Origin of the sequence: Nocardioides pelophilus (assembly GCF_014180685.1) — a bacterium.
Classification (GTDB): Bacteria; Actinomycetota; Actinomycetes; order Propionibacteriales; family Nocardioidaceae; genus Nocardioides; species Nocardioides pelophilus.
This window is the reverse complement of the sequence record NZ_JACEHF010000020.1, coordinates 1-24,854: the sequence shown is the minus strand read 5'-3', so window position 1 is coordinate 24,854 and position 24,854 is coordinate 1. Positions and strand designations below refer to the sequence as shown.

Annotated in this window: 24 protein-coding genes; 7 read left to right on the top strand and 17 right to left on the bottom strand. The window is 68.3% G+C overall.

From position 1 onward, the window contains the following. Positions 1-75 precede the first annotated feature (75 nt). Positions 76-894, bottom strand: coding sequence for a class I SAM-dependent methyltransferase (locus tag H0488_RS06345; protein ID WP_183098444.1), 819 nt, complete (start codon positions 892-894; stop codon positions 76-78). A 300-nt stretch (positions 895-1,194) separates the two neighbouring features. Here H0488_RS06345 and H0488_RS06340 point away from each other — a divergent pair, with 300 nt between their 5' ends. After that, positions 1,195-2,079 carry a WcbI family polysaccharide biosynthesis putative acetyltransferase gene (locus tag H0488_RS06340; RefSeq protein ID WP_183098443.1) on the top strand — a complete coding sequence of 295 codons (885 nt, stop codon included), beginning with the start codon at positions 1,195-1,197 and terminating at the stop codon, positions 2,077-2,079. A gap of 68 nt (positions 2,080-2,147) precedes the next feature. Here the strand turns inward: H0488_RS06340 and H0488_RS06335 are convergent, their stop codons facing one another. From H0488_RS06335 to rfbB, 6 genes are all read right to left on the bottom strand, one after another. Continuing rightward, positions 2,148-3,824: a class I SAM-dependent methyltransferase gene (locus H0488_RS06335; protein WP_281369529.1), complete on the bottom strand. Its 1,677-nt coding sequence runs from the start codon at positions 3,822-3,824 to the stop codon at positions 2,148-2,150. Continuing rightward, positions 3,821-4,849, bottom strand: a complete 1,029-nt coding sequence (locus tag H0488_RS06330) for a TRAP transporter substrate-binding protein (RefSeq protein WP_183098441.1) — start codon at positions 4,847-4,849, stop codon at positions 3,821-3,823. The genes H0488_RS06335 and H0488_RS06330 overlap by 4 nt, the downstream gene beginning before the upstream one ends. A gap of 347 nt (positions 4,850-5,196) precedes the next feature. Next, positions 5,197-6,324, bottom strand: a complete 1,128-nt coding sequence (locus H0488_RS06325) for a class I SAM-dependent methyltransferase (RefSeq protein WP_183098440.1) — start codon at positions 6,322-6,324, stop codon at positions 5,197-5,199. Further along, positions 6,317-7,144: a hypothetical protein gene (locus tag H0488_RS06320; RefSeq protein WP_183098439.1), complete on the bottom strand. Its 828-nt coding sequence runs from the start codon at positions 7,142-7,144 to the stop codon at positions 6,317-6,319. Before H0488_RS06320 ends, H0488_RS06325 begins: the two co-directional genes overlap by 8 nt. A gap of 53 nt (positions 7,145-7,197) precedes the next feature. After that, a complete protein-coding gene (locus H0488_RS06315; RefSeq protein ID WP_246371525.1) occupies positions 7,198-8,583 on the bottom strand; it encodes a sugar nucleotide-binding protein in 1,386 nt (461 codons plus the stop codon). After that, on the bottom strand, positions 8,526-9,569 hold the full coding sequence (rfbB, locus tag H0488_RS06310) for a dTDP-glucose 4,6-dehydratase (protein ID WP_183098438.1): 1,044 nt from the start codon (positions 9,567-9,569) through the stop codon (positions 8,526-8,528). Before rfbB ends, H0488_RS06315 begins: the two co-directional genes overlap by 58 nt. Positions 9,570-9,855: 286 nt before the next feature. On the opposite strand from rfbB, the gene H0488_RS06305 reads away from it, so the two are divergent. Further along, positions 9,856-10,434 (top strand): elongation factor 1-alpha C-terminal domain-related protein, encoded by a 579-nt coding sequence (locus H0488_RS06305; protein ID WP_246371524.1) that lies wholly within the window; start codon positions 9,856-9,858, stop codon positions 10,432-10,434. 141 nt (positions 10,435-10,575) lie between these two features. Here H0488_RS06305 and H0488_RS06300 read toward each other — a convergent pair whose 3' ends face one another. Genes H0488_RS06300 through H0488_RS06290 form a run of 3 tightly spaced genes read right to left on the bottom strand, consistent with a single transcriptional unit; the run spans position 10,576 to position 15,721 of the window. Continuing rightward, the gene (locus H0488_RS06300; protein ID WP_183098437.1) at positions 10,576-11,235 is read right to left on the bottom strand and encodes a hypothetical protein; all 660 of its coding nucleotides are present in this window, start codon (positions 11,233-11,235) and stop codon (positions 10,576-10,578) included. After that, positions 11,232-12,587 carry a methyltransferase gene (locus H0488_RS06295; RefSeq protein WP_183098436.1) on the bottom strand — a complete coding sequence of 452 codons (1,356 nt, stop codon included), beginning with the start codon at positions 12,585-12,587 and terminating at the stop codon, positions 11,232-11,234. The genes H0488_RS06300 and H0488_RS06295 overlap by 4 nt, the downstream gene beginning before the upstream one ends. Then, the gene (locus tag H0488_RS06290; protein WP_183098435.1) at positions 12,584-15,721 is read right to left on the bottom strand and encodes a glycosyltransferase family 4 protein; all 3,138 of its coding nucleotides are present in this window, start codon (positions 15,719-15,721) and stop codon (positions 12,584-12,586) included. The genes H0488_RS06295 and H0488_RS06290 overlap by 4 nt, the downstream gene beginning before the upstream one ends. Positions 15,722-15,831: 110 nt before the next feature. Here H0488_RS06290 and H0488_RS06285 point away from each other — a divergent pair, with 110 nt between their 5' ends. Next, positions 15,832-16,884 carry an LCP family protein gene (locus H0488_RS06285; RefSeq protein ID WP_183098434.1) on the top strand — a complete coding sequence of 351 codons (1,053 nt, stop codon included), beginning with the start codon at positions 15,832-15,834 and terminating at the stop codon, positions 16,882-16,884. 377 nt (positions 16,885-17,261) lie between these two features. Then, positions 17,262-17,606, top strand: coding sequence for a GIY-YIG nuclease family protein (locus H0488_RS06280; protein WP_183098433.1), 345 nt, complete (start codon positions 17,262-17,264; stop codon positions 17,604-17,606). 558 nt (positions 17,607-18,164) lie between these two features. On the opposite strand, the gene ygfZ is transcribed toward H0488_RS06280, so the two are convergent. The 3 genes from ygfZ to H0488_RS06265 are packed head-to-tail and all read right to left on the bottom strand — an operon-like array spanning position 18,165 to position 19,994. Further along, entirely contained in the window at positions 18,165-19,088 is a 924-nt protein-coding gene (gene ygfZ / locus H0488_RS06275; protein ID WP_183098432.1) for a CAF17-like 4Fe-4S cluster assembly/insertion protein YgfZ, read from the bottom strand. Continuing rightward, a complete protein-coding gene (locus tag H0488_RS06270) occupies positions 19,085-19,507 on the bottom strand; it encodes a Fur family transcriptional regulator (protein ID WP_183098431.1) in 423 nt (140 codons plus the stop codon). The genes ygfZ and H0488_RS06270 overlap by 4 nt, the downstream gene beginning before the upstream one ends. After that, on the bottom strand, positions 19,500-19,994 hold the full coding sequence (locus tag H0488_RS06265) for a heme-binding beta-barrel domain-containing protein (RefSeq protein WP_183098430.1): 495 nt from the start codon (positions 19,992-19,994) through the stop codon (positions 19,500-19,502). Before H0488_RS06265 ends, H0488_RS06270 begins: the two co-directional genes overlap by 8 nt. Before the next feature lie 55 nt (positions 19,995-20,049). Between H0488_RS06265 and H0488_RS06260 the strand changes: the two genes are divergently transcribed. Then, positions 20,050-20,412: a DsrE family protein gene (locus tag H0488_RS06260; protein ID WP_183098429.1), complete on the top strand. Its 363-nt coding sequence runs from the start codon at positions 20,050-20,052 to the stop codon at positions 20,410-20,412. Beyond that, positions 20,412-21,308: an SGNH/GDSL hydrolase family protein gene (locus tag H0488_RS06255; protein ID WP_183098428.1), complete on the top strand. Its 897-nt coding sequence runs from the start codon at positions 20,412-20,414 to the stop codon at positions 21,306-21,308. Before H0488_RS06260 ends, H0488_RS06255 begins: the two co-directional genes overlap by 1 nt. Positions 21,309-21,322: 14 nt before the next feature. Here the strand turns inward: H0488_RS06255 and H0488_RS06250 are convergent, their stop codons facing one another. Together H0488_RS06250 and H0488_RS06245 are read right to left on the bottom strand one after the other, a co-directional pair. Then, positions 21,323-22,507 (bottom strand): glycosyltransferase family 4 protein, encoded by a 1,185-nt coding sequence (locus H0488_RS06250; RefSeq protein WP_183098427.1) that lies wholly within the window; start codon positions 22,505-22,507, stop codon positions 21,323-21,325. Positions 22,508-22,580: 73 nt separating this feature from the next. Further along, complete coding sequence (locus tag H0488_RS06245; protein WP_183098426.1) at positions 22,581-23,441, bottom strand: beta-keto acid cleavage family enzyme; 861 nt, start codon at positions 23,439-23,441, stop codon at positions 22,581-22,583. 77 nt (positions 23,442-23,518) lie between these two features. Here H0488_RS06245 and dtd point away from each other — a divergent pair, with 77 nt between their 5' ends. Continuing rightward, positions 23,519-23,947 carry a D-aminoacyl-tRNA deacylase gene (gene dtd / locus H0488_RS06240; protein WP_183098425.1) on the top strand — a complete coding sequence of 143 codons (429 nt, stop codon included), beginning with the start codon at positions 23,519-23,521 and terminating at the stop codon, positions 23,945-23,947. On the opposite strand, the gene H0488_RS06235 is transcribed toward dtd, so the two are convergent. Both H0488_RS06235 and H0488_RS06230 read right to left on the bottom strand, forming a co-directional pair. Next, the gene (locus H0488_RS06235; protein ID WP_183098424.1) at positions 23,922-24,356 is read right to left on the bottom strand and encodes a DUF4395 domain-containing protein; all 435 of its coding nucleotides are present in this window, start codon (positions 24,354-24,356) and stop codon (positions 23,922-23,924) included. The genes dtd and H0488_RS06235 overlap by 26 nt on opposite strands. Next, entirely contained in the window at positions 24,353-24,820 is a 468-nt protein-coding gene (locus H0488_RS06230) for a thioredoxin family protein (protein WP_183098423.1), read from the bottom strand. Before H0488_RS06230 ends, H0488_RS06235 begins: the two co-directional genes overlap by 4 nt. Positions 24,821-24,854: the final 34 nt, after the last annotated feature.

The window sequence follows — 24,854 nt, the reverse complement described above, 5'->3', positions numbered from 1 at the left end:
GGCAGGCGCGTCATTGAATGCGACGGAGTCACGCGTTGCTCCGCCGAGGTGCGACTGACCTCGGCGGATGGCAGGTCAGGCGATCAAGGGCTTGCGAGCGAGCACGAGCGACTGACCCGGCGCCTCGTGGTCGAAGTCGAGGACCTCGAGCCGCGATGCCCAATTGTTCAGGATCCAGGCATCCGGAACGACAGCCATACCGTAGTCCGCCATGCGGCCCTGGCGCGTCTGCATGAAGACGAACTCGCCGGCGTCGAAAGAAGCAAGAAGAGCCGCCGGGTCCTCCACCTGAGACCACGGTGGCCCGGGCGTCGGGTTCTCCACGAGGCTCTTGATCACATGACGTCGACTCAGAACCGTTGAGATGACATACCCGCCTGGCCGCGTCACCCGAGTGATCTGATCCAGCGTGTGCATATGTTGTTCAGGGGAGAGGTGGCTGAATAGGGAGTTGTTGATGACGAAGTCGAACGAATCATCCTCGAACGGCAAGGGGTCCTTCGGCTCGATCAGGACGAACTCGCCGCCAGGAAGAGTCTCCTGGCATGCCGCGACGAGCGCCGGGTTGACTTCGACTCCGGCCATGTTCTCGATCGGGAGATCGTGCAGGAGAAAGCGCAACATGCGCCCCCAGCCGACACCGATGTCCAGCAACCGACGATCCTCATCGATCGCGATCCCGTTCGCCTCGAGAAGGGCTGAGAAGGCGCGGTACCAGTCCGCTGCCCCGCCCATCGTCTGACGCCCCGATTGGAGGTTGGTCAACTTCTGCACCTCCACAGGCGGCATCGCAGGTGTATCGTCAGCCGGCGCCTCGGCTGTCTCGACGAGTCTGTCCGCCCAAGCCTCCCGGGAGAGAGCGCGTGCACGGGTTCTGACGAGGTCGAGAGCCATCGGTAGTACTCCTTGAAACGTCATCGTTGTCCCCGCTCGGGGGCCCGGCTGGCTGTCAGAGTATCGGCAGATCGGCCATCTACGCTGACGTCGATCAGACCGGGAGGCTTCACTGATCTTGAGTACCCGGGCATCGGAACGAACTCAAGGAGAATACGTGGAGGGGTCCGCTCGTCGAGCCTCGAAACCCACGTTCTGAGCATGGCTTCCGATACTGTCGACGACGCCTGAGCGGTCTTCGGCCGCCGTCGACGGATACTAGGCTGCCGTCCTGAAGAGTGCGAGGGAAAGGACGCCATCGTGGCCCACAAAGTGAGAATCGGCATGCTAGGAAACTGCCAAGCGGGGCCGCTGAGCCAGATATTGCAGGCGACGCTGCCTGATGTGGTCGTCGAGCGAGTCGTGACCGTCCACTTGGCCAAGGACGAGGATCGAGCGGAGGCCCACGAGACGTTTCGCGACTGCGACCTGATCCTTGCTCAACGAGTCGCCGACAACTATCCCTGCACGTTCGTTCGCAACAACGAACTCAAGGGCGCATTCGGAAGCAAGGTCATCGTCTGGCCCAACCTCTACTACCGTGGCTACAACCCAGAGCTGGTCTACGTGAAGGATGCCGTCACCGGCGGGCCGCTTCCGAGCCCGTTGGGCAACTTCCACTCGCGCACGGTTCACGATGCCTGGGTCGAGGGCGTACCGGCTACCGAGGCAGCCGAGCGCCATAGTTCGATCGATTTCAACCGCGAGCGGTATGCCAGAGTTCCGGATGAGAGCCTGAAGGAACTCAGAGAACGCGAAGCCGATTGTGACGTTGTCATATCGGACTGGGTGGCGGAGCACCGCTGGGATCGACAGATCTTCTTCACCTTCAACCACCCGACGAGAGCCGCCTTGGCCGAACTGGTTCGTCGGGTCATCGATTCGTCTGGTCTGTTGCACGATGGCCTGACCCACGAAGTCTCAGTTTCGGGTCCCCCGGAGCCTCTCGGAAGGTATCGGCTGCCCCTGAACCCCTGGATCCATCATGACTTGGCCACGGGCCTGGAGTCCGTACCGACGTTCCAGGGCAACGAAGTCGCGTTCATCGACGGTGTCCCGCAGGCCGAGAAGGCCGTTGCCCATCTCCCCCTCTCCAGCTTCGTCGAGACCTCCTACCGGGTCTACGACGCGCACTTCGGGTCCTAGGTCTCGGCCGGTTCTGCGACGAGGGCTGCGTCCTGATCGTCAGCGCACCGCTCACCATCTAAAAGAATTCAAAGCGCGAGAAAAGCGCCGGTCTGCAGATTGGGCACGATCGTCAGCGTGTCGTATCCGAACCGCCTGACGGGCTTCACTCGCGTGTCGTCGAAGTTCGACTTGAAGAAGTTCTTGACGTGCGACAAGAACTCCGCGTGATAGGAGAGGTGGCACAGGATCAACTTGTTGCAGGTAGCGATCAGGGGCACGAATCGTGGGCTGTCAGTGAGGTACAGCTTGCAGATGCCCTCCTGCACGCCTGGCCAGCTGGCGTTGTAGTAGTCGTCGACGAAGATCACACCGCCGGGCCGGGTCAGGTCCATCGCGATCCGGACGTCGTTGATGGTGTGCTCGACCGTGTGACAACCGTCGACGCTGAACATGGAGAACCCACCCGATGTCGCCCTGATCTCCTGGAGATCCGAGCTGGTCAGGGCCATCGAGTCGGCCTCGAGGAAGTGGACGTCCCCGACGCTGATGTCGGAGAGGGCAATGTTGGCCTTGAGCGTCTCCTGGTTGCCGGCGCCGGCCCCATCGAGGTTGAACCGCTGCATCGAGAACACGTCGATGGCGTAGTTGTCCACCTGCTGCTTGGTCTTGAGCAAGCCGATGAAGAACTTCCCATGGTAGACACCGATCTCGGCGATCGGTCCGCCGATCCCGTTGCGGCGCTGGACCTCGTCGATCGGCTGGATCGATTGCCACAGCTGGGGAACGCACCATCCGTCCACCTGTGCGAAACCACCTTGCAGGTACTCCTGCACCGCCTCGAGCGGGTGGGTCGGGGTCACGGACATCTCGTCCTCCTTGCGCGAAGAGTCGGTGTCGGACTCCGCTGAGGGTGCGACCTCGTGACCGCCAGCATCTCGGCTCACCATGCGCACCCCGGCCGGTCCGTCCGTGCTGACCGGCATCATCCTCAGCGCGGCGAAGCATGCGCGGGCACGGTCGAGCATGGGGCTGCCGACACCGCCGTCCGGATCGGCGTGATTCAGACTGGGGTCGAGGAATTCTCCGATAGTCGAGTAGACCGCGCGGTCGGGCTGGCGGAGAGCCAAGACGGAAGCCAGGTCACGAACCACATCGCGAGGGCGGCTCATCAGATCGGCGTAGTCGACGATGACGGTCGGGAGCTCATGATCGTCGATGGCCCCTCGCACGTAGCGCAGCCACAGTTCGGCTCCGCGCTCGAACGGGATCCCGTTGCGACGGTGGAGGGACTGACAGACCGCGAGTGGCTCCCGGATCGCGACGATCACCATCTCGGGCGGGGCCACTTGTCGCCACAGCGGCAGGGTGATCGCCAGCCGAGGATCCTTGACGGCATGGCAACCGGCGGCGTCGCTCCGCACCGAGGCCAGGAGCGCGACCAGCTCTCGCCGCCGCTCGTCGAGGTCCGGCGATGCTGCCCAGTCCGGCGAGGTCGTCGGAGGCCGGTCCCACGAGCCGCCGACCGCCTCGAGCAGCCGTTCGTTGAACCGGGCCACCGCACGCGATTCCCAGAAGCCGGTCGGATTGTCTGGCTGCGGAGTCATCAGCCCGTCTTCGGGGCCGAGCGAGACGCCGAGGAGATTGAGAGTGCGAGCCAGCGCAGATGTGCCGCTTCGATGCATCCCGGTGACGAAGAACAGCCGACCCTCGCCTGCTTCTCGTCCGCTGGCTCCGGGGGCGATCCTTCCGACTGGCGAGCTCAAGAGCCAGGGCGCTTCGACAGGGACCTGATGATCTTCTTACCGAACGCCCGCTGGTACCGCACGTAGATGTCGCGGACGCTGGCTCGCCAAGCGGCGTACTCCTCCTTGGTCGGCACGACCAGCTCCACCTCGTCGCCCAGCGATTCGTGAGCCTGGTCGTCAGCGGCCTGGACCTCCTCCTGGCTCGCCTCGCTGGCCTCGCGGGCGGCCTGCTCCAAGATCTCCCGCTCCTCGCCGCTGAGCTGCTTCCACGCGGCGTCGCCCATCACGAGCGTGTACGTGGCGTAGCTGTGCCGAAGGTCGGTGAACGTGTCCTGGACCTCAGCCAGCCCGCTGCTGATGAAAGAGCGGACCCCGGACTCCTGGGCGTCGACGTCCCCCTTCTCCAGCGCCTTCTTGAGCTTGTCAGCAGGCACGTCCTCAGGAGTGGCGCCCCAGCTCTCGAACGCCTCGATCATCCAGGGCGCAGGAAAGACCCGGACGCTCAAGCCGTCCAGGTCTTCCGGCAAGCGCACCGCCTTGCCGCTCGCGCTCAGGCCCCGGAAGCCCGCCTCGAACTGGTAGACGGGTTGAACTCCGTGCTCATGGAAGACATCCGCCTCGTAGGCCGCCACCAGCCCCGTGCCGTAGAACAACTCGTGGGCTTCCTGCGGGGAGGTCGCCAGGAAGGGGAGCGATTGCAGCTGCAGCCTGGGATCGAGCCCCGTGCCCGCGGTGGTCACGAGGATTGCGTCAACGTCGCCGTCTGCCAGCTGGGAGGTGAGCTCGTCGCCGACCCAGGCCTCCGCCTCGGCGCTCACCTCGACCGCGAGCTCCCCGCCCGACTCCTCGACGAGATCGGCGAAGGTCTCGGCCGCTCGGCCGGGGATGGAATCGGCCGGGAATGGGTGTGCGAGGGAGATGGTGGTCGCGGCGTCGGGCTCAGACGTCGGCTCCTGGGCCGGATCGCCCTGGTCGTTCGAGCACGCGGCGAGCGGCAGGATCGAAGCGATGGCGAGGGAGATCAGACGGACGCGGTGCGGCATCGGTGGTACCTCCGGGGCGATCGTCTACTGGTCCCTGGGGCACGCGTTCCCGGGCGACCTGGCGGCATTGGCTGGAACTGGAGCCTAGGAGCGGGACCAAATGGTCTGTGCAGGGGTCGATCGTATCGAAGGACCAGGATGACCGCCGTGACCAAATGGGACTGTTGGGAAGAACTACAGCGAGGACGTCGCCGCGCCTCGGGCTGACGTCGCGGACGATTAGGCGCGAGGGCCCCCTGGGCAGACTGTTCGCCAAGATCGACTCTGGCGAGATCGAGCTGCCTGCTGACCGCGGAAGTCCCGCACGCGGCGTCACCTGCGGGAGGATGAGCCTCAAAGAGTCAGCCCTACCCGCGGCGTCCCGGCCGCCGGATGGCGCGCAAGGGCTTCGTGATCCGCCACGAGGTTGATGACTCCAGGTCAATGACGCGCGCCTGTGCTGCGTCGAGCTCCTCCGACATCCGACCAACCTTCAGCCGAAGCCTGTCGCGCTGCTCGCGAAGCTGGACGATCCGGGCCTCCTGGCCGGCCAGCTCCACCCGGAGACGGTCGGAGGCCTCCCTCGCGACGCGGTGCTCCCGCTGAAGGGCTTGAAGTGCCCTCATCTCCTCGGCCAGGATCTGCTCGCGCTCCCGCCGCGCAGCGGACCCGATGGCCTGGCTCCAGGACAAGTGACCGAGCCCGCCGAAGAACACCTGCAACTGACTGTTCACCACGGGTGACATCGGGACGATGTCGGTCCCTTCAACCGGCAACCGCAGAGGCGAGTTTTCGCCAACCACCAATACGCCGAGACCGTGGCCGTGGCCGAGCTCCATCGACGGGTACTGCTGGCAGACCTCGCGCCAAAAGCGCCACACCCCGAAGTCCTGTTTGAACTCGTTGATGTCGTGCACGATCACCACACCGCGGTCGCTCATCCTGTCGAGCCAGGTCGTGAAGTCATTGCGCGCTGCGGCATCGGTATGGGATCCAGCAATATGTAGGAGATCGATCGAGCCGGGCGCAAAGTGCGCCCGTGCCTTCGCGAAGTCTCGCCGGAGGTAGCCGGCGATGCCCGCATAGTTGTCCGTGATGATTCGTCGAACATCGTCGAACTCACCGCAGGCAAGCTTGCCGGCAGGAGAAGCATCATCGGGCCACTCATCGACCGCCACACAGCGCGTGCCATAGCCCTGCCGTTGCACCGCCTGGCACGCACCGAAGAAGCTAGCTCCCGCCTGCACTCCAAGTTCGACGAAGACTCTGGGCTCGATCAGCGTGACCAGTCCGAAGAGGAACGGGATGTGAACGCCGCAGGCCGAGTACGTCGGTGCATGCTCGATCTCCCAGGTCACCGCATGAAGCGCGTCGGAGATGCGGCCAAGATCGATCACTTCGGCAGTCGGACCGTCGAGGGGTTCGAACGTGCGGTCGCTGAGGTCACCGGCGTAGGACAAGCCGTCACTTCCGGTCGCTGCCCTCAGGTCAGGCATAAGCATTCACCATCTCAAGAAGCTTGGACGTGATGAACTCAGGCGAGGATACGTGTCGCGCCTCGGCCATGATGTCCAGGCCCCGCCGCCAGTCCGGCCCGCCGAACGACTCCTTGACGTAGTCAATCATTCGGCGCACGGTTTCGATGGAGGTGTCGGGGAGGAGATAGGGATAGTCGAGGCCAAGGATGTAGGACGCGTCCGACTCGTCGGCGGGGACGATGATGTTCGCATTGCACGCTGCGGCGGTGAAGCCCTTGGTGAACGGCTTGAAGGCGCTCGCCTCTCGAACAGGTGAGGGGTAACGCCAGTCGCGAACGCTGTAGTGGACGTTGTAGAACTGCAGGTCGGCCAGCCACGAGCGGTCGACCAATCGGGTCCGCACGAAAACAACATCCTTGACCAGGAGTTCGCGGTGCAACGCATTCTCGAGTTCCCCGAAGTACGCGATCCGGCATTCGGGGAGCGACGCGGGCGCGTTTCCGATATCTCGGTCGGCGTGGTGAGGAATGTAATGAACCGCCTTGTGCGGAAGTTGCGTTTTGTACCACTGCGCCTGGTTGATGGAGGACGCGATATATGCATCGATCACTACGTTCAGATGCTGTCTGATGGGGTGGTCAAGGTAATCCGCACAGATCACGTTGCCAGCGTCGCGCAGCGACTGGAGCTCCTCGATTGTCGCATCGGCGAGGAAGCTGCGGGTCGCATAGATCACCGAGTCCCTCACGGTTGCGGCGCCCGTCTCGTCGACGTACGCGATCTCGACTTGGCCGCCTATGTGTCGGCGGGCCATCTCCGAGAGCTGGTAACCCCTCATGAACAGACCAGACTTCTGCAGGGTGCTCCGATACACCCACACGAGCGGTCGCACTACCTAGCCGAACCTGACTCGGCCAGCGTGCTGAAACGCGGTCGCGGCGCCAGCGACTTCCCCGCCGAGTACGCGGCGGTCGAGACCGGTGTGACGCGGTCGGGATCGTGGCCCTCCGCAGCGAAGACGTCCCGGGCGATCTCGTACCAGGACTTCGGCGCGCCGCCGCTGGTGACGTTGTAGGTGCCGTACGGCGCACCGGAGTCGAGGAGCTCGACGATCCGGGTCGCGATGTCTTCGGTGTGGCTGAGTCGTCCAACCTGGTCGTCGACCACGCTGGGATTGACTCCCTCGCGCGCCAGCCGCTGCATCGTCGCGATGAAGTTGTGGCCGTCGCCGATCACCCAGCTCGTCCGCACGATGTAGTGTCGCGGGACCACCATGACCACTGCGTCGGCTGCCGCCTTCGTCTGCCCGTACACACCGAGCGGGCTGAACGGCTCATCGACCTGGTGCTCCTCACGTGATCCGTCGAAGACGTAATCGCTGGACACGTGGACCAGCCTCAGGTTGTGGGTCAATGCCGCCCGCGCGAGGTTCACGGTGGCGTGCACGTTGACCCGCCACGCATCGCGACGCCCTTGGTCGGTCTCGGCCTCGTCGACCGCGGTATAGGCAGCAGCGTTGATGACGGCGTCGTACTGGCGCCAGTCGACGTCGTCGTACGCCGCGGGGTCGGTGACGTCGAACTCGTCCCTCCCCCACGCCACGGCGGCGGGCAAGACGGCCCGCAGCGCCCGGCCGACCTGGCCGTTCGCCCCGACGATGAGCGTCCGCCGGGGTGCGACTGGACGAACCTGGCTCAACGGTGGGCTCTTCAGGTCCTTGGCGCTGAGCACCGCCCGATCCAGTGGGATCGGCCATTCGACCGCCAGCGCCGGGTCGGCTGGGCTCAGGCCGACATAGGCGGCGCCGGGGCTCCAGTGGTCGTTGACCAGGTAGATGTAGGACGTGGCATCTTCGAGCGTCTGATAGGCGTTGCCGACTCCGCGGGGCACGAACACCGCCGACTCAGGCCCCAGCTCCATGGTGAACACCGTGCCGAAGCCGTCGCCGGCCCGCAGGTCGACCCACGCCCCGAAGACCCGCCCGGTGGCGACCGACACGAGCTTGTCCCACGGCTCGGCATGGATGCCCCGGGTCGTGCCCGCGGCAGGGTTGAAGGCGACGTTCTGCTGTACCGGCCCGAAATCCGGCAACCCGGCAGCGACCATCTTCTCGCGCTGCCAGTTCTCCTTGAACCAGCCTCGCGCATCCGCCGGCACCGGCAGACTGACCATCAACAGCCCAGCGATCGGTGTTTCGACTATAGTCGGGCCGCTCATCGTCACTGCCCCACTGTGGCGTAGGCGGCCTCGACAGCGGCCTTCGGCGGCCGCCACCATGCCTCGTTGGCCCGGTACCAGTCGATCGTGGAGGCGAGGGCGGACCTGAAGTCGGAGAACAGCGGGGTCCAGCCGAGCTCGGTCCGGAGCTTGGTCGCGTCGATCGCGTAGCGGAGGTCATGCCCGGCGCGGTCGGCGACGAGCTCGTAGCCCACCTCGCTGCCCATGAGCTCGAGGATCAGCTCCACGACTTCCGTGTTGGTCTTCTCGCCATCGGCGCCGATGAGATACGTCTCGCCCAACCGACCACGGTCCAGGATGGCCAGGACGGCGTCGTTGTGATCATCGACGTGGATCCAGTCGCGAACGTTGAGCCCTTGACCGTAGATACGGGGGCGGACGCCGTCGATGAGGTTGGTGATCTGACGCGGGATGAACTTCTCGACGTGCTGGCGCGGGCCGAAGTTGTTCGAGCAGTTGCTGATCGTCGCCTGCAGGCCGAAGGAACGTACCCAGGCCCGCACAAGCAGGTCGGAGCCGGCCTTGGTCGCCGAGTACGGGCTCGACGGGTTGTACGGGGTGGACTCGGTGAACCGCTGCGGGTCGTCCAGCTCGAGGTCGCCGTACACCTCGTCGGTTGACACATGGTGGTAGCGCTTGCCGTGCCGGCGGACTGCCTCGATGAGGACATAGGTGCCGACCAGATTCGCGTTGAGGAAGGGCTGAGGGTCACGCAGAGAGTTGTCGTTGTGGGACTCCGCAGCAAGGTGGATTACGGCGTCGTGCGACGCCACCAGATCGTCGACCACTTCAACATCGGCTACGTCGCCCCGCACGATCCGCACCCGCGACTGCGGCAGGTCGGCGAGGGAGCGCATGTTGCTGGCATAGGTGAACGCGTCCAGGACGGTCACCGACCAGTCCGTATCGGTCACCACCTTGCGCACCAGGTTTGACCCAATGAACCCGGCCCCGCCCGTGACCACCACTGACCGCACTCGGAAAGCATAGTCGGCCGCGCCGACGATCGATGACCCGAACGACATGCCAGTGTCGACAACGGCAAGACCAGCCGCTACCGGTGCCAGATCGGCACGCTCGAGGAGGTCGCCGTCGCCGGGTCACCGAGCGTGGCACGACCCGCGGTGACGACCGGTCTCCGGGGCCGCTATGGAGGACCGCAAGAAGGAGAGGGCTATTTCTGACGAGCATGGATCTGCTGCGCTTCGCCACCGCGGGCTCCGTCGAAGACGGCAAGTCCACCCTGATCCGGCTGCTGCTGCGGGGTGTCGGCGATGATGAACTTGCGGGTGGGCGTCCGCCCGGTTCCCGGTGCAGTACGTCGTCCGGCCCAAGTCCGACGAGTTCCACGACTACCGCGGTTACGCGGGCCAGGTCGCGGGCGGCGTGCTGAAGCCCGGTGACGAGGTCGTGGTGCTGCCGTCCGGCATGACGTCGCGGATCTCCAAGATCGACCTGTTCGACAAGGAGATCACCGAGGCGTTCCCGCCGATGTCGGTGACCGTCCACCTCGAGGACGACGTCGACGTGTCGCGGGGCGACATGATCGCCCGGGTCAAGAACGCGCCCGAGCCGCGTCAGGACATCGACGCGATGGTCTGCTGGATGACGACGACGCCGCTCAAGCCGCGGCAAAAGCTCGCCATCAAGCACACCACCCGCACCGGCCGCGCCCTGGTGAAGGACATCCAGTACCGCCTGGACGTCAACACCCGGCACCGCGACCAGGAGACCAAGGAGCTCGGCGTCAACGAGATCGGCCGGGTCCAGCTGCGCACCACGGTGCCGCTGCTGAGCGACCCGTACGCCAAGAACCGCGCCACCGGCTCGTTCATCCTGATCGACGAGGCGACCGGCGTGACCGTCGGCGCCGGCATGATCCTCGGCTGATCTCCGCCACGAGCCTTGGTTTCGAGGCTCCTCGCTGCGCTCGTCGCACCTCAACCAGCGGCTCCCGCTGCGCTCGTCGCACCTCAACCAGCGGCCCCCGCTGGTTGAGGTGCGAGCGCAGCGAGCCTCGAAACCTAGGGGTCAGGGCTGCACGGCAGCCAGCGCGTCGTCGCACCACTCGACGAAGGCGCCGAGGCCGGCGTCGGTGACGCTGGTGTGGCAGGTGAGCAGGTCGCCGTTCTCGGAGAACGAGAACAACCGGTACGACGTACGCCTGCCCTCGCTGAGCCGCTCGGCGAACTCGACGCCGTAGGACCACCCCGGAGCGCGGACCTTCGTCACCGACGAGGTGTAGCTCTCGTCGCCGGTGTCGAAGGCTTCGGCCAGCATGTCGTTGAGCGCGTCGGCCTTGAACTCGGTCGGCCAGTCGCCACCACCGCCGGTGATCCAGACCGTCTGTCGTCCCAGCAGCGGATCCTCGCCGATGGTGAAGCGGCACGACCGGCCCTCGACCTCCTCGGTGTCGACGACGTCGACGCCGTCGACGATCGACCGCGCCAGGTCGTCGCAGTCGGGCAGCGCCTTGAATCCGCCGTTCTCGGTCGGGTCCTTGGTCGACGACGGAGGGGAAGGGTCGAACGACTCGCCGGCCGGGGTCTCGCTCGACGTGTCGTCGGCGAAGGACGGTTCGTCGGACTCGTCGGATCCGTCGCTGGACTCCGCACACGCCGCGAGGCCGCCGATGAGCAGCGTCGCTGCCATCACCGCCAGGCCGCGTCTCCACGCGGGGTGAGCGATCATCTGTTCTCCTGAGCCTTCGGGCGCGCCACGGCCAGTACGGCGTTGACGGTGAGCTCGCGCTCCTGGATGTCGGGGACAGCCTCCCGGACCCGGTCGACGATCTCCGGGGTGAGCCGGTCGAGCGTCGCCATCGACGAGGGGATCTCGTCCCACCGGTCGATCTCGAAGTACCTCTCAGTGAGCTCGCGCAGCTCGTCGAGGCGGACCCGGTTGAGGTTGTTGAGGATGTAGTGGTTCTCCGGCAGGTCGGGGACGGCGTTGATGTGGCGCCAGTCGTAGACCAGCTGCTGCTTGGGGTCGTCCACCTTGAGCTGCGCCGGCTGGTTGGGCGCCAGGTGGTGGCCGTTCCAGCAGTAGTAGTTGTGGTGGTGGAAGACGAGGTTGGTGTCGGGCTTGCAGAGCCGCACCAGGCCGCGGAAGACCTCGTCGAGCTGCATCAGGTGCTCGGTGACGTTGTGCAGCGCGATCGTGTCGAAGGTCTCGTCGAAGGACAGGTCCTCCGAGGTGCTCTGGAACAGCCGGATGGCAGGCAGCTGCTCGGCGATCTCCCTCGGCGTGATGCCCATGTCGTCCCACTGACGGACCCTCTTGTTCTTCGCGCGGGTGCTGTCGAGCGGCATGGCAGGGTCGAGGCCGGCGTACGACGTGGCGCCGGCGATCAGGAAGCCCATGCCGAACCCGCCGAACCCGCAGCCGACGTCGAGCACCGACCTGCCCCGCACGTACTCCTGGATCCGCTTCGGCCACGCGACGTAGTCGAAGCGCGTCGAGATGTCGATCAGGTGCGGGTCGTAGTTGCGGAGCGCCTCGCGGAGGTCGGTGGCGTTGCGGAAGTAGGCGATCTTGGCCTGGGCGAGGTCCTGCATCCAGTCGGAACCCGGGGCGAGCTCGTGCAGCACCTGCGCGGCGGCGATCAGTTCGTCGCTCGGACCGGTCTCTCGCGCGGCGAGATAGGCGCTGTCGACGACCGCGATGGACCCAGCCGCCTCCTCGGCGCTCCGCGCGGCGGCGACGCGCTCGGTCAGCTCCCGGAGGCCGTTGTGGTCCGGCTCGAGCGCCAGGCCGGCGCGCACGGCCTCGTCCGCCTCGTCCAGCTGACGGTTCGCAAGGTGCGCCTTCGCCGCAAGCACGCAAGCGCCGACGTGCTTGGGCCGCTCCCGGCGGAACACCCTGACCAGCTGGACGGCGACGTCGGGTCGGCCCAGCTCGAGCTCGGCCCGCGCGAGGAGGAAGAGTTGAAGCCCGAAGGGCGACTCCGCAGCGAGCGGGGCCAACAGCGTGCGGGCACCCTCCCAGTCCTTCGCCGCGATGGCCGACCTGGCGGCCTCGAGCGGATCGGCGGTCGCCGTCATCGCCGGGCCCACCAGCGCTTCCGCGTCGCCGCCGTCTCCACCTTCTGCGGGGGTGCCGACCAGTCCTGCGCGGAACGCACGCGGCGGAGCAGCGGCTCGTCATCGTGCTCGACGTAGAGCCGGCCGCGGTAGACGGGCGTCCCGGCCTCCCACACCTGGAGGTGGATCTCCTCGCCGTCGAAGAACTCCGGCCGCACCGGGATCCGGAACGCGTGCTTGCCGCGGCCCGGCACGTCCTCGAGCGACCGGTCCGTCAGGTCGGCCGGCACCACCAGCAGCGGCTGCTTGCCGCGCATGACGGCCACATGGAGGATCCGGCTCTGGTCCTCGCGGTCCCAGGCCCAGCCCGTCAGCCAGTCACCCTCGGCCCACGCCTCGCGGCGCTCCGGCGGCTTCAGGCCCGACCGGGCCGTGATCGGCGGCGGCCCTGGCGGCGGGCTCTCGAGGAGCATCCGGCTGTGCTCGAGGATGCGCTCGGGGTCGAGACGGTCCTCAGCCAACTCCATCGCGGCCGCGAGGGCCTCCTTGACCAGGACGTCGGTCTCGGACTCGGGCTCGGCAGCCTCGGCCGGCTGGCCGAGTCGGGCGAGGTGCCGGTCCATCAGCTCGGTGATCACCCGCGCCGACAGCACCGGAGTGCGGCCGGACATGGCGAAGGTCCGCGCGCCGATCTTGTTGATGCGCGCCAACACGGTGCGCAGCTTCTCGTCGTCCTCAAAGGTCCCCCACACGAGCGGATACGACGTCCCGTCCTTCCAGGTCTCCGGCAGCTTGAGAACCGACAGGGTCACGTGGTCCTCCGTGCCCTCCTGGCCGTAGCTCGTGACCAGCTGGACGGCTTCGACCTCGCCCCTCACCAGCAGGCGGCGCTCACCCGGACCGCGGGCGTAGAACCAGATCTCGTTCTGCTGGGCGTTCAGGCCGATGATCACCCGTCGCTGCCGGGCTCCGACGACGTTCTCGGTGTCCCAGGTGGCCGGCATCAGCCAGTGGCTGTCGACCTCCTCGGCGCCTTCGCCCCGCAGCAGTCGCTCGTCGACCGCACCGGGCCCGCGGGTGGAAGCTCCGTGGAGTGCCGCGAGCAGGACCTTGCGCTGCGACAGCGGCGAGGCGTCGATGAGCGGCTTGGCGTTGAGGTAGGCGTAGAGCTGATCGGTCTTGAACGCCCGGCCGGTGACCTCGGCCCCCGGCCACATCAGCAGCTGCTCCGGCAGGACCAGGAGGTCGTGACCGGACTCGGCCGCGCGGGTGACGAACTCGTGCACGATGCCGTGGCGGGCGTCGTACGGCTCGAACTCGCCGACCGCGTCGAAGGTCTCCTTGCGCAGCGCGACCACCTCGGCGCCGTACGCCTGCGAGGTGAGGACCTGCGAGGCGACGTCGCCGCCCAGCGGCATGCCGACCAGGGTGTCGTCGGTGGAGAAGAACGTCGTGAACAGCGAGTCCGGGCGATGGCTGAGCGCCTGCTTGGCGGCGGCGAAGAAGCCGGACTCCGGTAGCGCGCCGAGGCCCACCGCCACCAGCATCGCGTCGGAGGTCTGGCTCGCCACCAACGTGTTGAGGGCGGTGCCCGCGGTCTGGCCGAGGCAGTTGACGACCCGGACGCTCGGGCATGCGTCCTCGAGCAGACCCTGGGCCTGCTCGATCGCCGTTCGGACACTCACGTCGGTGTAGCCCAGCACCAGCTCGTCGGGCGCCTCCGCGTGGCAGGCCTTGATCAGCTTCTCGAGCGAGTCGCCGCGGCGCGCCAGTGCGACGTAGCTGATCGACTCCACCGGGGCCCCCGGCCGGTCGACGCCCTCGATCACCCGCGCGACCGCGTCGATGCTGCCGTGCTCGGCGATCAGCTCGCCGAGGTAGGAGTGGAAGCCGTACCAGATGTCGAGGTTGGCGCTGTTGGAGAATTGCGGGCGCGCGATGACCTGGCCGTCACGGAGCGCGATCTCGAGCCGGTCGGCGAGGGCCTGCGCCGTGGGCTCGACCAGGCAGGTGGCGTGGTCCTCCTCGGCGATCAGCTCAGGGGTGCCGCCGACCGACGTGGCGATGAACGCCACCCGCTGCTCCAGGGTCTCGTAGACCGCCATGGTGGAGTTCTCGATCAGCGAGGGCATGACCGCGATCAGGTCGCGCTCGGTCAGCAGCGTCAGCGCCTCGGGCTGGTTCCGGTCGGTGACCGTGGTCACCGGGCACTCCCAGCTCTCCGCCTTCTCGGCGAGGTAGTCCTCGGGCGTCATGCCGCCCTGCGCCGGCAGCTTGCCGCCCCACTTGCCGAGGAACGTCACCGAGCTGGGGATCTCGCCCCGCTCGTGGAGCAGGTCGATCGCGTTGCAGAAGATCTCGATGCCCTTGCGTGCCTCGAGCCGGCCGAAGAAGACCAGGTCGCGGCTCTTGATCACGTCACCGTGCTGACGGGGCGGTCCGGTCCGCCGATCGGTCACCGGCACGTTGGAGAAGTCGACGATGTTGGGCTGGACGAAGACGTTGGTCTCCGGCAGCCGGTAGCCGATCCAGTCCATGAAGGACAGCAGGTGGGCGGAGCCCCCGATCACCGCATCGGCGAGCTCGACGCACTTCTGCTCGGCGTAGGAGGCCGCGACCAGGTTGGTGTCGGTGATCGGCAGCATCTGGTAGTGCCGGTTCCAGATGTGCGGCGACGACGTCTTGACCAGGAAGAGGGTCTCGCGGAACGCGAGTCCGAGGCGCTTGGCCATCAGGGCGTAGACGAGGCCGCCGCGCCACTCGGAGGTGTGGACGACGTCGAACGGGTCCTGGTCGCGCAGCCACTCGTAGGCACTGGCGTAGCGGCGCTGCCAGTTCGGGGACGCGCACCACAGCCCCATCTCCGAGACCTGGAGGTAGTGGAGGGTCACGCCGAACTCGGCGTACCGCTCGACCCAGTGCTCCGGGGTCTCGTCCTGGACGACCGGGCCCTTGAGGAAGAGGACGTGGACCTCGTGGCCCTGCGCGGCGAGGCCCTTGGCCAGGTGGTAGTACGTCGACGCGATGCCGCCGTTGCGCACCGGCCCGATGATCTCCTCGGTGACGATCGCGACCCGAAGCCGGGTGCTCGACTCGCTCAGTCCGACGGACTCGATCCCGGGAAAGCGCCTTACCTCGAAGTCATCGCGTTGCATGCATCTCCCCGGAACCGGTGGCCTCTTGGCGCCTTTCGCCGCCATGACACTATAGGTGGGAGGGCCGGCGGCCTGACGCATCCATCGATATCAGACCGGGAGAACGCCACGTGGATCCGCGCGAAGACGCTCCGACCGAAGACCCCACGTCGGAGCCGACCGCGTCGACCAGCCATCGAGCCGCGGCACCCGGCTTCATCCGGCGCCACAAGGCGCTGACGATCCTCGTCGCCCTGGCCCTCGTCCTGACGGTCGGCATCGGCGCCTGGGTGTGGTCGCTCAACAGCAAGATCGACGACATCCCACGGTTCGACGCCGACTTCGAGCGCGACGACCGCCCCGACCGCACCCAGCCGAAGGAAGCGCTCAACGTGCTGCTCGTCGGGGTCGACGGACGCGGCACGGACGTCCGGGAGCGGCTCCAGGAGGGCGACACCGGCCTGCTCAGCGACACGATGATGATCTGGCACCTCGACGAGGACCACCAGAACAGCCAGGTCGTCTCCTTCCCCCGCGACTCCTGGGTCGACGTCCCCGGTCACGGCGAGGCCAAGCTCAACGCGGCGTTCTCCTGGGGCGGGCCCGAGCTCCTCGTCGAGACCCTCGAGAACACCCTCGACATCTACATCGACCACGTCGCCGTGGTCGACTTCGAGGGCTTCAAGGACATCACCGACACCATCGGCGGCGTCGACCTCGAGACGGCCGACGGCGGCACCCAGCACTTCAACGGCGAGGAGGCGCTCGAGTACGTCCGCGAGCGCAAGACGCTCCCCGGTGGCGACTTCGACCGGATCGACCGGCAGCAGAACTTCCTGCGCACCGTGCTCTTCGAGGTCACCCGCACCGGCACCCGCATCAACCCGCTCACCGTCACCAACCTGATCGGCGACCTCGGCAAGCTGCTGGTCCTCGACGACGACTTCACCAACGACGAGATCCGCGACCTCGGGTTCGACGTGATCCGCCGCGGCGCCGGCGAGGTCGAGTGGATGACCGCCTACACCGACGGCACCGGCACCTCCGCCGACGGCCAGAGCATCGTCCTGCTCAACATCGAGAAGTCCCGCGAGCTGATGGCCGCGATCTCGCAGGACGAGTTCAAGGACTACCTCAAGGACAACAAGATCGACCGGCTCCCCAAGCCGGAAGACGTCCCCTGACCCTTCGGTCGAACGGCCCCCGGCCATCCCCGGCGGTCGAGGCTCGCGCCAACCCCGTTGGTCGAGGAGGTCGCGCCAACCCCCGAAGGTCGAGGAGGTCGCGCAGCGACCGTCACGAGACCCCCGTCAGTTGGCACCCCGTTGGTCGAGGAAGTCGCCCCAACCTCGTTGGTCGAGGAGGTCGCGCAGCGACCGTCACGAGACCCCGCCACCCCCAGACGCCGACGAAGTCGCGCCAACCCCCGTTGGTCGAGGAGGTCGCGCAGCGACCGTCACGAGACCACTAACCGTCCACAACCCCCGCTGACGCGGAACGCCTCACATCGGCAACGTCGGCGCCGACCCGCTCCGTCGGAGCGGCACCGCATCCTCGCTCAATGCCATGGACCTACATCGTCGAATGCGCGGACGGCTCCTTCTACGTCGGGAGCACCATCGATCTCGCGCGAAGAGTCGCCGAGCACAACGAGGGCCTCGGGGCCGCCTACACCCGACGCCGACGGCCGGTCCGCCTGGTCTGGGCCGCTGAGTTCCAGCGGGTGCTCGACGCCTTCCTGTTCGAGAAGCGCGTGCAGGGCTGGAGCCGCGCCAAACGGATCGCGTTGATCGAGGGCAGGTTCGAGGACCTGTCCGACCTTGCCAGCCGCAGTTGGAGCGCACGCAGGGACCGCGGCGCCCTCAAGCCTGGCGAGCCGGGCGCCGAACCAACGGAGGTCTCGTGACGGTCGCTGCGCGACCTCCTCGACCACCGGGGTCGGGGGTCTCGTGACGGTCGCTGCGCGACCTCCTCGACCACCTTGGGTCTCGTGACGGTCGCTGCGCGACCTCCTCGACCACCGGGGGCTGCGCGACCTCCTCGACCACCGGGGTGGCGGGGTCTCTTGACGGTCGCTGCGCGACCTCCTCGACCACCGGGGTGGCGGGGTCTCGTGACGGTCGCTGCGCGACCTCCTCGACCACCGGGGTCGGAGGTCTCGTGACGGTCGCTGCGCGACCTCCTCGACCACCTTGGGTCTCGTGACGGTCGCTGCGCGACCTCCTCGACCACCGGGGGCTGCGCGACCTCCTCGACCAGCGGGGTGGCGGGGTCTCGTGGCGGGCGCTGCGCGACCTCCTCGACCAGCGGGGTGGCGGGGTCTCGTGACGGTCGCTGCGCGACCTCCTCGACCACCGGGGTGGCGGGGTCTCGTGACGGTCGCTGCGCGACCTCCTCGACCAGCGGGGTGGCGGGGTCTCGTGACGGTCGCTTCGCGACCTCCTCGACCACCGGGGTGCCGGGGTCAGCGGCGGAAGTGGAGGCCGACCTCGGGGTCGACGAGGATCTCCTGGGCCGAGGAGAGGCCGTCGGCGAGGAGGGGTGTGTCGGTCGCGAGGTTGCGCTTGAGCAGGGCGAGCGCGATCGGGCCGAGCCCGTGGTGGCGGGCCGACGAGCCGACCCGGCCGACGACCTTGCCGCCGGCGTCGGTGACATCGGCGCCGCCCGCCGGGAGGCGGTTCTCCGAGCCGTCGAGGTGGAGGAGGGTGAGGCGGCGCGGGGGGCGGCCGAGGTTGTGGACCCGGGCGACCGTCTCCTGGCCGCGGTAGCACCCCTTGTCGAGGTGGACGGCCGGACCGATCCAGCCGACCTCGTTGGGGATCGTGCGGTGGTCGGTGTCGATACCGAAGCGCGGCTCCCCGCGTTCGATCCGGAGTGCCTCGAAGGCCCAGAGCCCCGCAGCCGGGCCGGCGGCCTCGGCGTACGCGCGCAGCTGGTCGCGCGGCACCAGGTCGTACTTGCCGGACGGTCGCCAGGCCACCGCGATGTCGGCGGTGACGTCGGCGACCTCGACCTGCATCAGGAACCGCATCCGGTCGAGGAAGGTGACCAGAGCGGCAGCCGTGCCGGGCTCGGTGTGCGCGGTGAAGGACTCGCCGTCGTCGACGCCGGCGAAGGCGTGCTCGACGTGGCCCTGCGGGCTGAGCACGAGCGCCTGGGTCCAGACGCCGGGCTCGAGCCCCTCGAAGAACTGGGTCGTGAGCGAGTGGAGCCAGGTCAGCCGGTCCGGGCCGCTGATGCGCACCACGTCCCGGTGGGAGAGGTCGACGAACCCCTCCCCCGCGGCGAGGGCGCGCTGCTCGCCGTACAGCGAGCCGTAGTGAGCGGCGACCGGCGCGTCGATGCCGTCACCGGCGACGGCGCCGGGCAGGTCGAGCAGGGGGCTCATGGGGTTCCTTCACAGTCATGGCACCGACCGAACACGGTCAGGTGCCCCAGGTCTGGGGAGAACGCATGGCGGGTGGCCAGTGATTCCACGAACGGCGCGGCGTCTTCGGCGTCCACCGAGACGACCTTGTGGCAATTGCGGCAGACGAGGTGGAAGTGCTCGTGCCCGCGGGTCGAGTGGTACGTCGGCGCGCGGTCGCTCAGGTGGGCATGGCGGACGAGTCCGAGCTCCTCCAGCACCTCCAACGTGCGGTAGACGGTGGAGGCGTTGACCGTCGACGCGTGCTGCTGCACCTGGGCGAGCACCTCGTCCGGGGTGGCGTGGCCGAGCTCGTCGACCGCGGCCAGGATCAGCTCGCGCTGGGGAGTGAGCCGGTAGCCCTTCTCCCGCAGCGCTTGGCGCCAGTCCGCTTCAGGCACGTTGCAGTCTCGCCCACAGGTGGGGCTGCAGGGGCTGGCCCACCGCGGCCATGTCGTAGGCGTAGAGGAGGTCGCCCTCGACGTTGCCGTAGAGGCGCTTGCCGCCGGTGTACTCCTTCGCCGAGTCGGTGCGCGCGACCGCGTCGGTGACGATCTCGAGCTTGCCGGCCGCGGCCTCGCCGTGCCAGATCTCCACGAAGCCGGTCATGTGCGCGAGGAGCACCTCGACCTTGCCCTCGGGTCGAGCCCGGATGAACCCGGTCTCCTGGGCGGCGTCGCGCACCTTGTTGCCCTCGTCGTCGATGATCCAGGCGCGCGCCATGTAGTGGAAGAACGGGCGCCCGTCCTGCTGGAAGATCAGCTCCTGGCCGAACTGGAACCGCTCGATCGTCGGGTAGTCACCGTGGCCGTTGCCGCGCCAGGTGCCGAGCATCCAGGCGATGGGTCCGCAGTCGGGGTGCAGGTTCTCGGGAATCTCGAAGGCCACGGTCGACCATCTTAGGAGGCAGGACGGCTACGGGCCTGCCTCTAGGGTGGCGGGCATGGCACGCGAGCTGGTGATCAAGGTGACGTGCGGCGTCGATGCGCCGGAACGGGCGAACCAGGGAGTCACGGTGGCGGCCACCGCGGCGGCGTCCGGCGTACCTGTGTCGCTCTGGCTCACGGGCGAGGGCGCGTGGCTGGCGGTTCCCGGACGTGCCGCCGAGCTGGCCCTCCCCCTCGCCACCCCGGTGGTCGACCTGATCGCGACCGTCCTCGAGCTCGGAACCGTGACCGTGTGCGGGCAGTGCGCGGCGCGACGCGAGATCACCGAGGCCGACGTGCTGCCGGGCGTCCGGATCGCGGGGGCGCCGGTGTTCGTCGAGGAGGCCTTGCGCGACGGCGCGCAGGCGCTCATCTACTGATGATGCCCACGCCTCAGGGCCTGGGCGTGAGGTTCTCGTACGTCGTCGCCGCCGGCCTGCTGCTCGCCGCCCTGGCCGCGTGCACGTCCGACGAGGAGCCGCAGCAGGACGAGAAGTACGCGTTCGGCAAGGGCGACCAGTACGTCGCGCTGGGCGACTCGTACACCGCGGCACCGCGCACCGGACCGCGCGACGGTCGCGACGGCTGCCAGCGCACGCAGAACAACTATCCCCACCGGGTGGCCGAGGCGACCGGGATGGTGCTCGTCGACAACAGCTGCAGCGGCGCGAACACGAACTCGATCACGCGACCGCAGCCCACTCTCGTCGGCGACCACCCGCCGCAGGCCGAGGGACTGGACGAACGAACCGACCTGGTCACGATCCGCCTCGGCGCCAACAACTACAGCATGTTCGGTCGGATCCTGCGGTGTGCGAGGTTCTTCGGCTCGGCAGCCAAGGGCGCGCCGTGCACCGACATCGACGCGGCCTCGGGGCCGACCGGGGTCGACGCACGGCTCGAGGACATCGAGCAGGACGTGATCAGCGGGCTCCGCGTGATCCAGGAGCGGGCGCCGAACGCCCGGGTGCTGGTGATCGGCTACCCCCACATCATCCCGACCGGCACGACCTGCGAGCTGCTGCCGCTGCCGGAGGGCGACTACGAGTACGCCCGGCGGATCGCCGAGGGGTTCAACGCCGCGCTCGCGGCCGCGGCCGATCACGTCGGCGTGGAGTTCGTCGACATCTTCGACGCGACCGAGGGCCACGACATCTGTGCCGACGAACCCTGGATCGCCGGCGCCGAGCTCCTCAAGGACTCCGCGACGCCGTGGCACCCCTACCCCGAGGAGTCACAGGCGGTGGCCGAGGAGATCCTCGACCAGCTCGAGTAGCCGGCCAGGCCGACTCAGCGAGCGACGTCGAGAAGGATCTCCTCGAACCTGGTCGCACACAGGGTGAGCTCGAACTCGCGCTCCGCGAGCTCGCGGGCACGGCGGCCGAGCTTCTCCCGCTTCTCCTCGTCGCCGAGCACCTCGGCCACCCAGTCGGCAGCCTCGGGGATCGAGCCGAGGTTCGGCTCCAGGACGCGGCCACCCGAGGCGTCGATGAGGTGCGCGGCGAGGTTCTCCGACGGCATCAGGCCGAGGATCGGACGCGCGGCGCAGAGGTAGGACAGCGTCTTGGAGGGCACCGAGAAGGCGCCGGCCGACTTGTCGAGCACGACGAGCAGGACGTCACCGGAGCCCAGCACCTCGGACAGGCGCTCGTAGGGCTGGAACGGCAGCAGCGTGATCGGTACGTCGAGCTTGCTGGCCTCGTCGGCGAGCTCGTCGACGGCGGTGCCCTCGGTGATCACCGTGAGGTGGGTGGGGGTGCCGCGGTCGCGGACCGCCTTCGCGAGCTGCACCAGCAGCCGCGGGTTGTGCTTGAGGCCGAGCGTGCCGGAGTAGACCAGGTTGGGGGTGTCGACGAGGTCGTGCTCCCGTGCCCACGCGTTGTCCCGCGGGGTCGGCACCAGCTCGCCGAGCGGCGCCCAGTTCGGGATCACGGTCGTCTTGTCCGCCGTACCCCAGGCGCGGTGGACATCGAGGAACGCATCCGAGATCACGACGATCGCGTCGGCCCTGCGGTTGCACCACTTCTCGACCCAGCCGGCGACGTGGGCGAAGACCAGGAAGCCGCGGCTCAGCTTGGTGCCGGCGAAGGAGCGCATCGCGACGCCCTGCACGTCCTGCTGCCACGACACCCAGGGTTGACGGGTGACGAGGAGGAAGAAGGTGACGACGGCCATCATCGGGACCGGCACGTTGCCGAACATCACGACGTCGGGCCGGAGCCGGCGGATCTGGCGGGAGAGCTGCACGCCGTAGCGGAGCTCCTGCCCGAGGCGGCGCACGAAGCTGAGCTTCTCGACGACCTCGCCCTGACCGATCGACTCGAACCGGACCTCGTCGTGGCCGCCGAGGTTGCCCTTGCCGGAGACGTGAGCCTCGCACCACGAGTGCGTCACGTCGTGGCCGCGCCGCGCCAGCTCTGCGCTCAACTCGACCTGGAACGGGTGACCGCTGTAGTCGTGCACGAGGACCCGCACGGGACCTGATCCCTCCGTCAAGTAGGACAAATGACCTTCCCCCGCTCCATCCAACGACGAATCTGGCGGAATGTCACACCGTTGCGAGCCTCAGGCCGAGGAGCTCCTTCGCCTCGGTGGTCGTCATGGGGCGTCGCTGGGCCAGTTCGCCGAGCGCCACCGCGCGTTCGACGAGCTGCCGGTTGCTCTCCACCGGCTCGCCCCTGCGGATGGTGAGGACGTCCTCCATGCCGACGCGCAGGTGGCCGCCCTTGCTCAGGGAGGCGAGCGCCACCGGCAAGGTGCTCCGACCGATCCCGGTGGCCGACCAGCTGGTGACCTGGGGCGGCAGCGCTGCGACCGCGGCAACCAGGGCGTCCGCCGTGCCGGGCATGCCGCCGGGCACACCCATGACCAAGTCACAGTGGACGCGGCCGCCGTACGGCAGGCCGTAGCGGTCGAGCAGTCGGTGCAGCGCGGCGACCTGCCCGAGGTCGAACAGCTCGAACTCCGGCACCACCCGGCGCTCCTGACTGAGCTGGTAGAGCTCGCACACGAACGGCCATGGGTTGCTGAAGACGTCGTCGCCGAAGTTCGTCGTACCCATGGTCAGGCTGCAGGAGTCGGGCTCGGCGTCGAGCACCTTGAGCCGCGTCTCGAGGGGGTCGTGGACCGACCCGCCGGTCGAGAGCTGGACGACCAGGTCGGTGGCCTCGCGCAACGCCTGGACGGTGTCGGTGAGCCGGGCGAGATCGAGGGTGGGGAGGTGCTCGTCGTCGCGGATGTGGACGTGGATCATGGCGGCGCCCGCGGCCTCGCACTCCTGCGCGGTCCGCACCAGCTCCTCCAGCGTGGTCGGGAGCTGCGGAAAGTCGGCCTTGGAGGTCTCCGCGCCGGTCGGCGCGACCGTGATCAGCAGTGCCTGCGGGTCGACGACTCCTGACCTCTGTTCCATCGGGACATCGTCGCAGATGCCTCGGCGATCCGGCGCTCCGGCACGACCGCGACAACACGACCGCGACAATGGGCCCCATGCGAGCGGTCGTCCAGCGGGTCCTATCGGCTTCGGTCACCATCGACGGCGAGGTCGTGGGCTCGACCGGCGGCCCCGGGCTCCTGGTCTACCTGGGCGTCACCCACGACGACGGCGCCGACGACGCGGCGTGGATGGCGCGCAAGATCCGCGACCTGCGGATCCTCCGTGAGGAGCAGTCGGCCTCCGACGTCGGTGCGCCGGTGCTGGTCGTCAGCCAGTTCACGCTGTACGGCGACGCGCGCAAGGGTCGCCGGCCGACCTGGACGGCAGCCGCGCCGGGCCCGGTGAGCGAGCCGATCTACGACCTGGTCTGCGCCGAGCTCGAGCGGCTGGGCACGCACGTCGAACGCGGGGTGTTCGGCGCGATGATGCAGGTGACGTCGGTCAACGACGGTCCGTTCACGGTGTTGCTCGAGCGGTCCTGAACCGGGCGCCCAGCAGGTACATCTCGCAGCCGAGGCAGAACCCGAAGACCGCGTTGAGCAGGGCCGCGACGAGCGCGAACCCGACCGCGACCTGGGCGACCAGCAGCGCGCCGGTGAGGTAGCCGACCAGCGCGACGACCGCGAAGCCGAGGCCGACGCCCTGGGCGAACCGCGGCGGACCCGGTTCCTCTAGCTCGGTCGGCGGCGTCAACCGGGGCCGGACCAGCTGCCGGAAGATGATCCCGGTGGGAGTGCGCTGCACGCCGAGGCCGACGCCGATCGCGAAGAGCGCCGCCTGCACCGCGATGAGCACGGTGGCGAGCGACTCGGGGACGACCAGCGCGACCGCGAGGAGCACTGCGGTCACCGACGCGGTGAAGCGCGGCCCGCGGGGGTCGAGGCCGGTCACGCGGACCTCCGGTCTCGTGACGGTCGCTGCGCGACCTCCTCGACCTGCGGTGCGCGCAGGGCCGCGAGGACCTGCTGCTTCTGCGGCGCCCCCGCGGCGCGGAGCAGCTCGTGCCCGCCCGCGTCGAGGATCAGGGTGGTCGGCGTGCGTCGTACGTCGAGCGCCCGCACGAGGTCGAGGTGCTGCTCGGCGTCGATCTCCACGTGGCGGACGCCGTCCTCCTGGGTGGCGACGTCGGACAGCACGACACGGGCGGTGCGGCACGGCGCGCAGAACGCCGAGGAGAACTGCACGAGCGTGGCTCGCTCCCCCGGCAGGGCGGACGGCGCGGCCGCGGCGACGTGGTCCCACGTGCTGGGGCTGGCGTCGCGGTGCGCGACGAAGCGGCCGTCGACCCGGCGTCGGTGGAGGCCGAACCCGACCGCGGCGAGCGCAGCCAGGGCGAGGATCAGGAGTCCGGTCACATCAGTTCCTAACGGCGGGGGGGGGGGCGGGGGG

Coding starts and splice junctions, on each gene's coding strand:
- H0488_RS06320 (WP_183098439.1), bottom strand. CDS start 7,144: ATGAGGGGTTACCAGCTCTCGGAGATGGCCCGCCGACACATAGGCGGC.
- rfbB (WP_183098438.1), bottom strand. CDS start 9,569: ATGTCGTTCGGGTCATCGATCGTCGGCGCGGCCGACTATGCTTTCCGA.
- H0488_RS06245 (WP_183098426.1), bottom strand. CDS start 23,441: ATGGAACAGAGGTCAGGAGTCGTCGACCCGCAGGCACTGCTGATCACG.
- H0488_RS06345 (WP_183098444.1), bottom strand. CDS start 894: ATGGCTCTCGACCTCGTCAGAACCCGTGCACGCGCTCTCTCCCGGGAG.
- H0488_RS06330 (WP_183098441.1), bottom strand. CDS start 4,849: ATGCCGCACCGCGTCCGTCTGATCTCCCTCGCCATCGCTTCGATCCTG.
- H0488_RS06300 (WP_183098437.1), bottom strand. CDS start 11,235: ATGATCGCTCACCCCGCGTGGAGACGCGGCCTGGCGGTGATGGCAGCG.
- H0488_RS06260 (WP_183098429.1), top strand. CDS start 20,050: ATGGCACGCGAGCTGGTGATCAAGGTGACGTGCGGCGTCGATGCGCCG.
- H0488_RS06315 (WP_246371525.1), bottom strand. CDS start 8,583: ATGGTGGCGGCCGCCGAAGGCCGCTGTCGAGGCCGCCTACGCCACAGT.
- dtd (WP_183098425.1), top strand. CDS start 23,519: ATGCGAGCGGTCGTCCAGCGGGTCCTATCGGCTTCGGTCACCATCGAC.
- H0488_RS06295 (WP_183098436.1), bottom strand. CDS start 12,587: ATGACGGCGACCGCCGATCCGCTCGAGGCCGCCAGGTCGGCCATCGCG.
- H0488_RS06255 (WP_183098428.1), top strand. CDS start 20,412: ATGATGCCCACGCCTCAGGGCCTGGGCGTGAGGTTCTCGTACGTCGTC.
- H0488_RS06280 (WP_183098433.1), top strand. CDS start 17,262: ATGCCATGGACCTACATCGTCGAATGCGCGGACGGCTCCTTCTACGTC.
- H0488_RS06325 (WP_183098440.1), bottom strand. CDS start 6,324: ATGCCTGACCTGAGGGCAGCGACCGGAAGTGACGGCTTGTCCTACGCC.
- ygfZ (WP_183098432.1), bottom strand. CDS start 19,088: ATGAGCCCCCTGCTCGACCTGCCCGGCGCCGTCGCCGGTGACGGCATC.
- H0488_RS06290 (WP_183098435.1), bottom strand. CDS start 15,721: ATGCAACGCGATGACTTCGAGGTAAGGCGCTTTCCCGGGATCGAGTCC.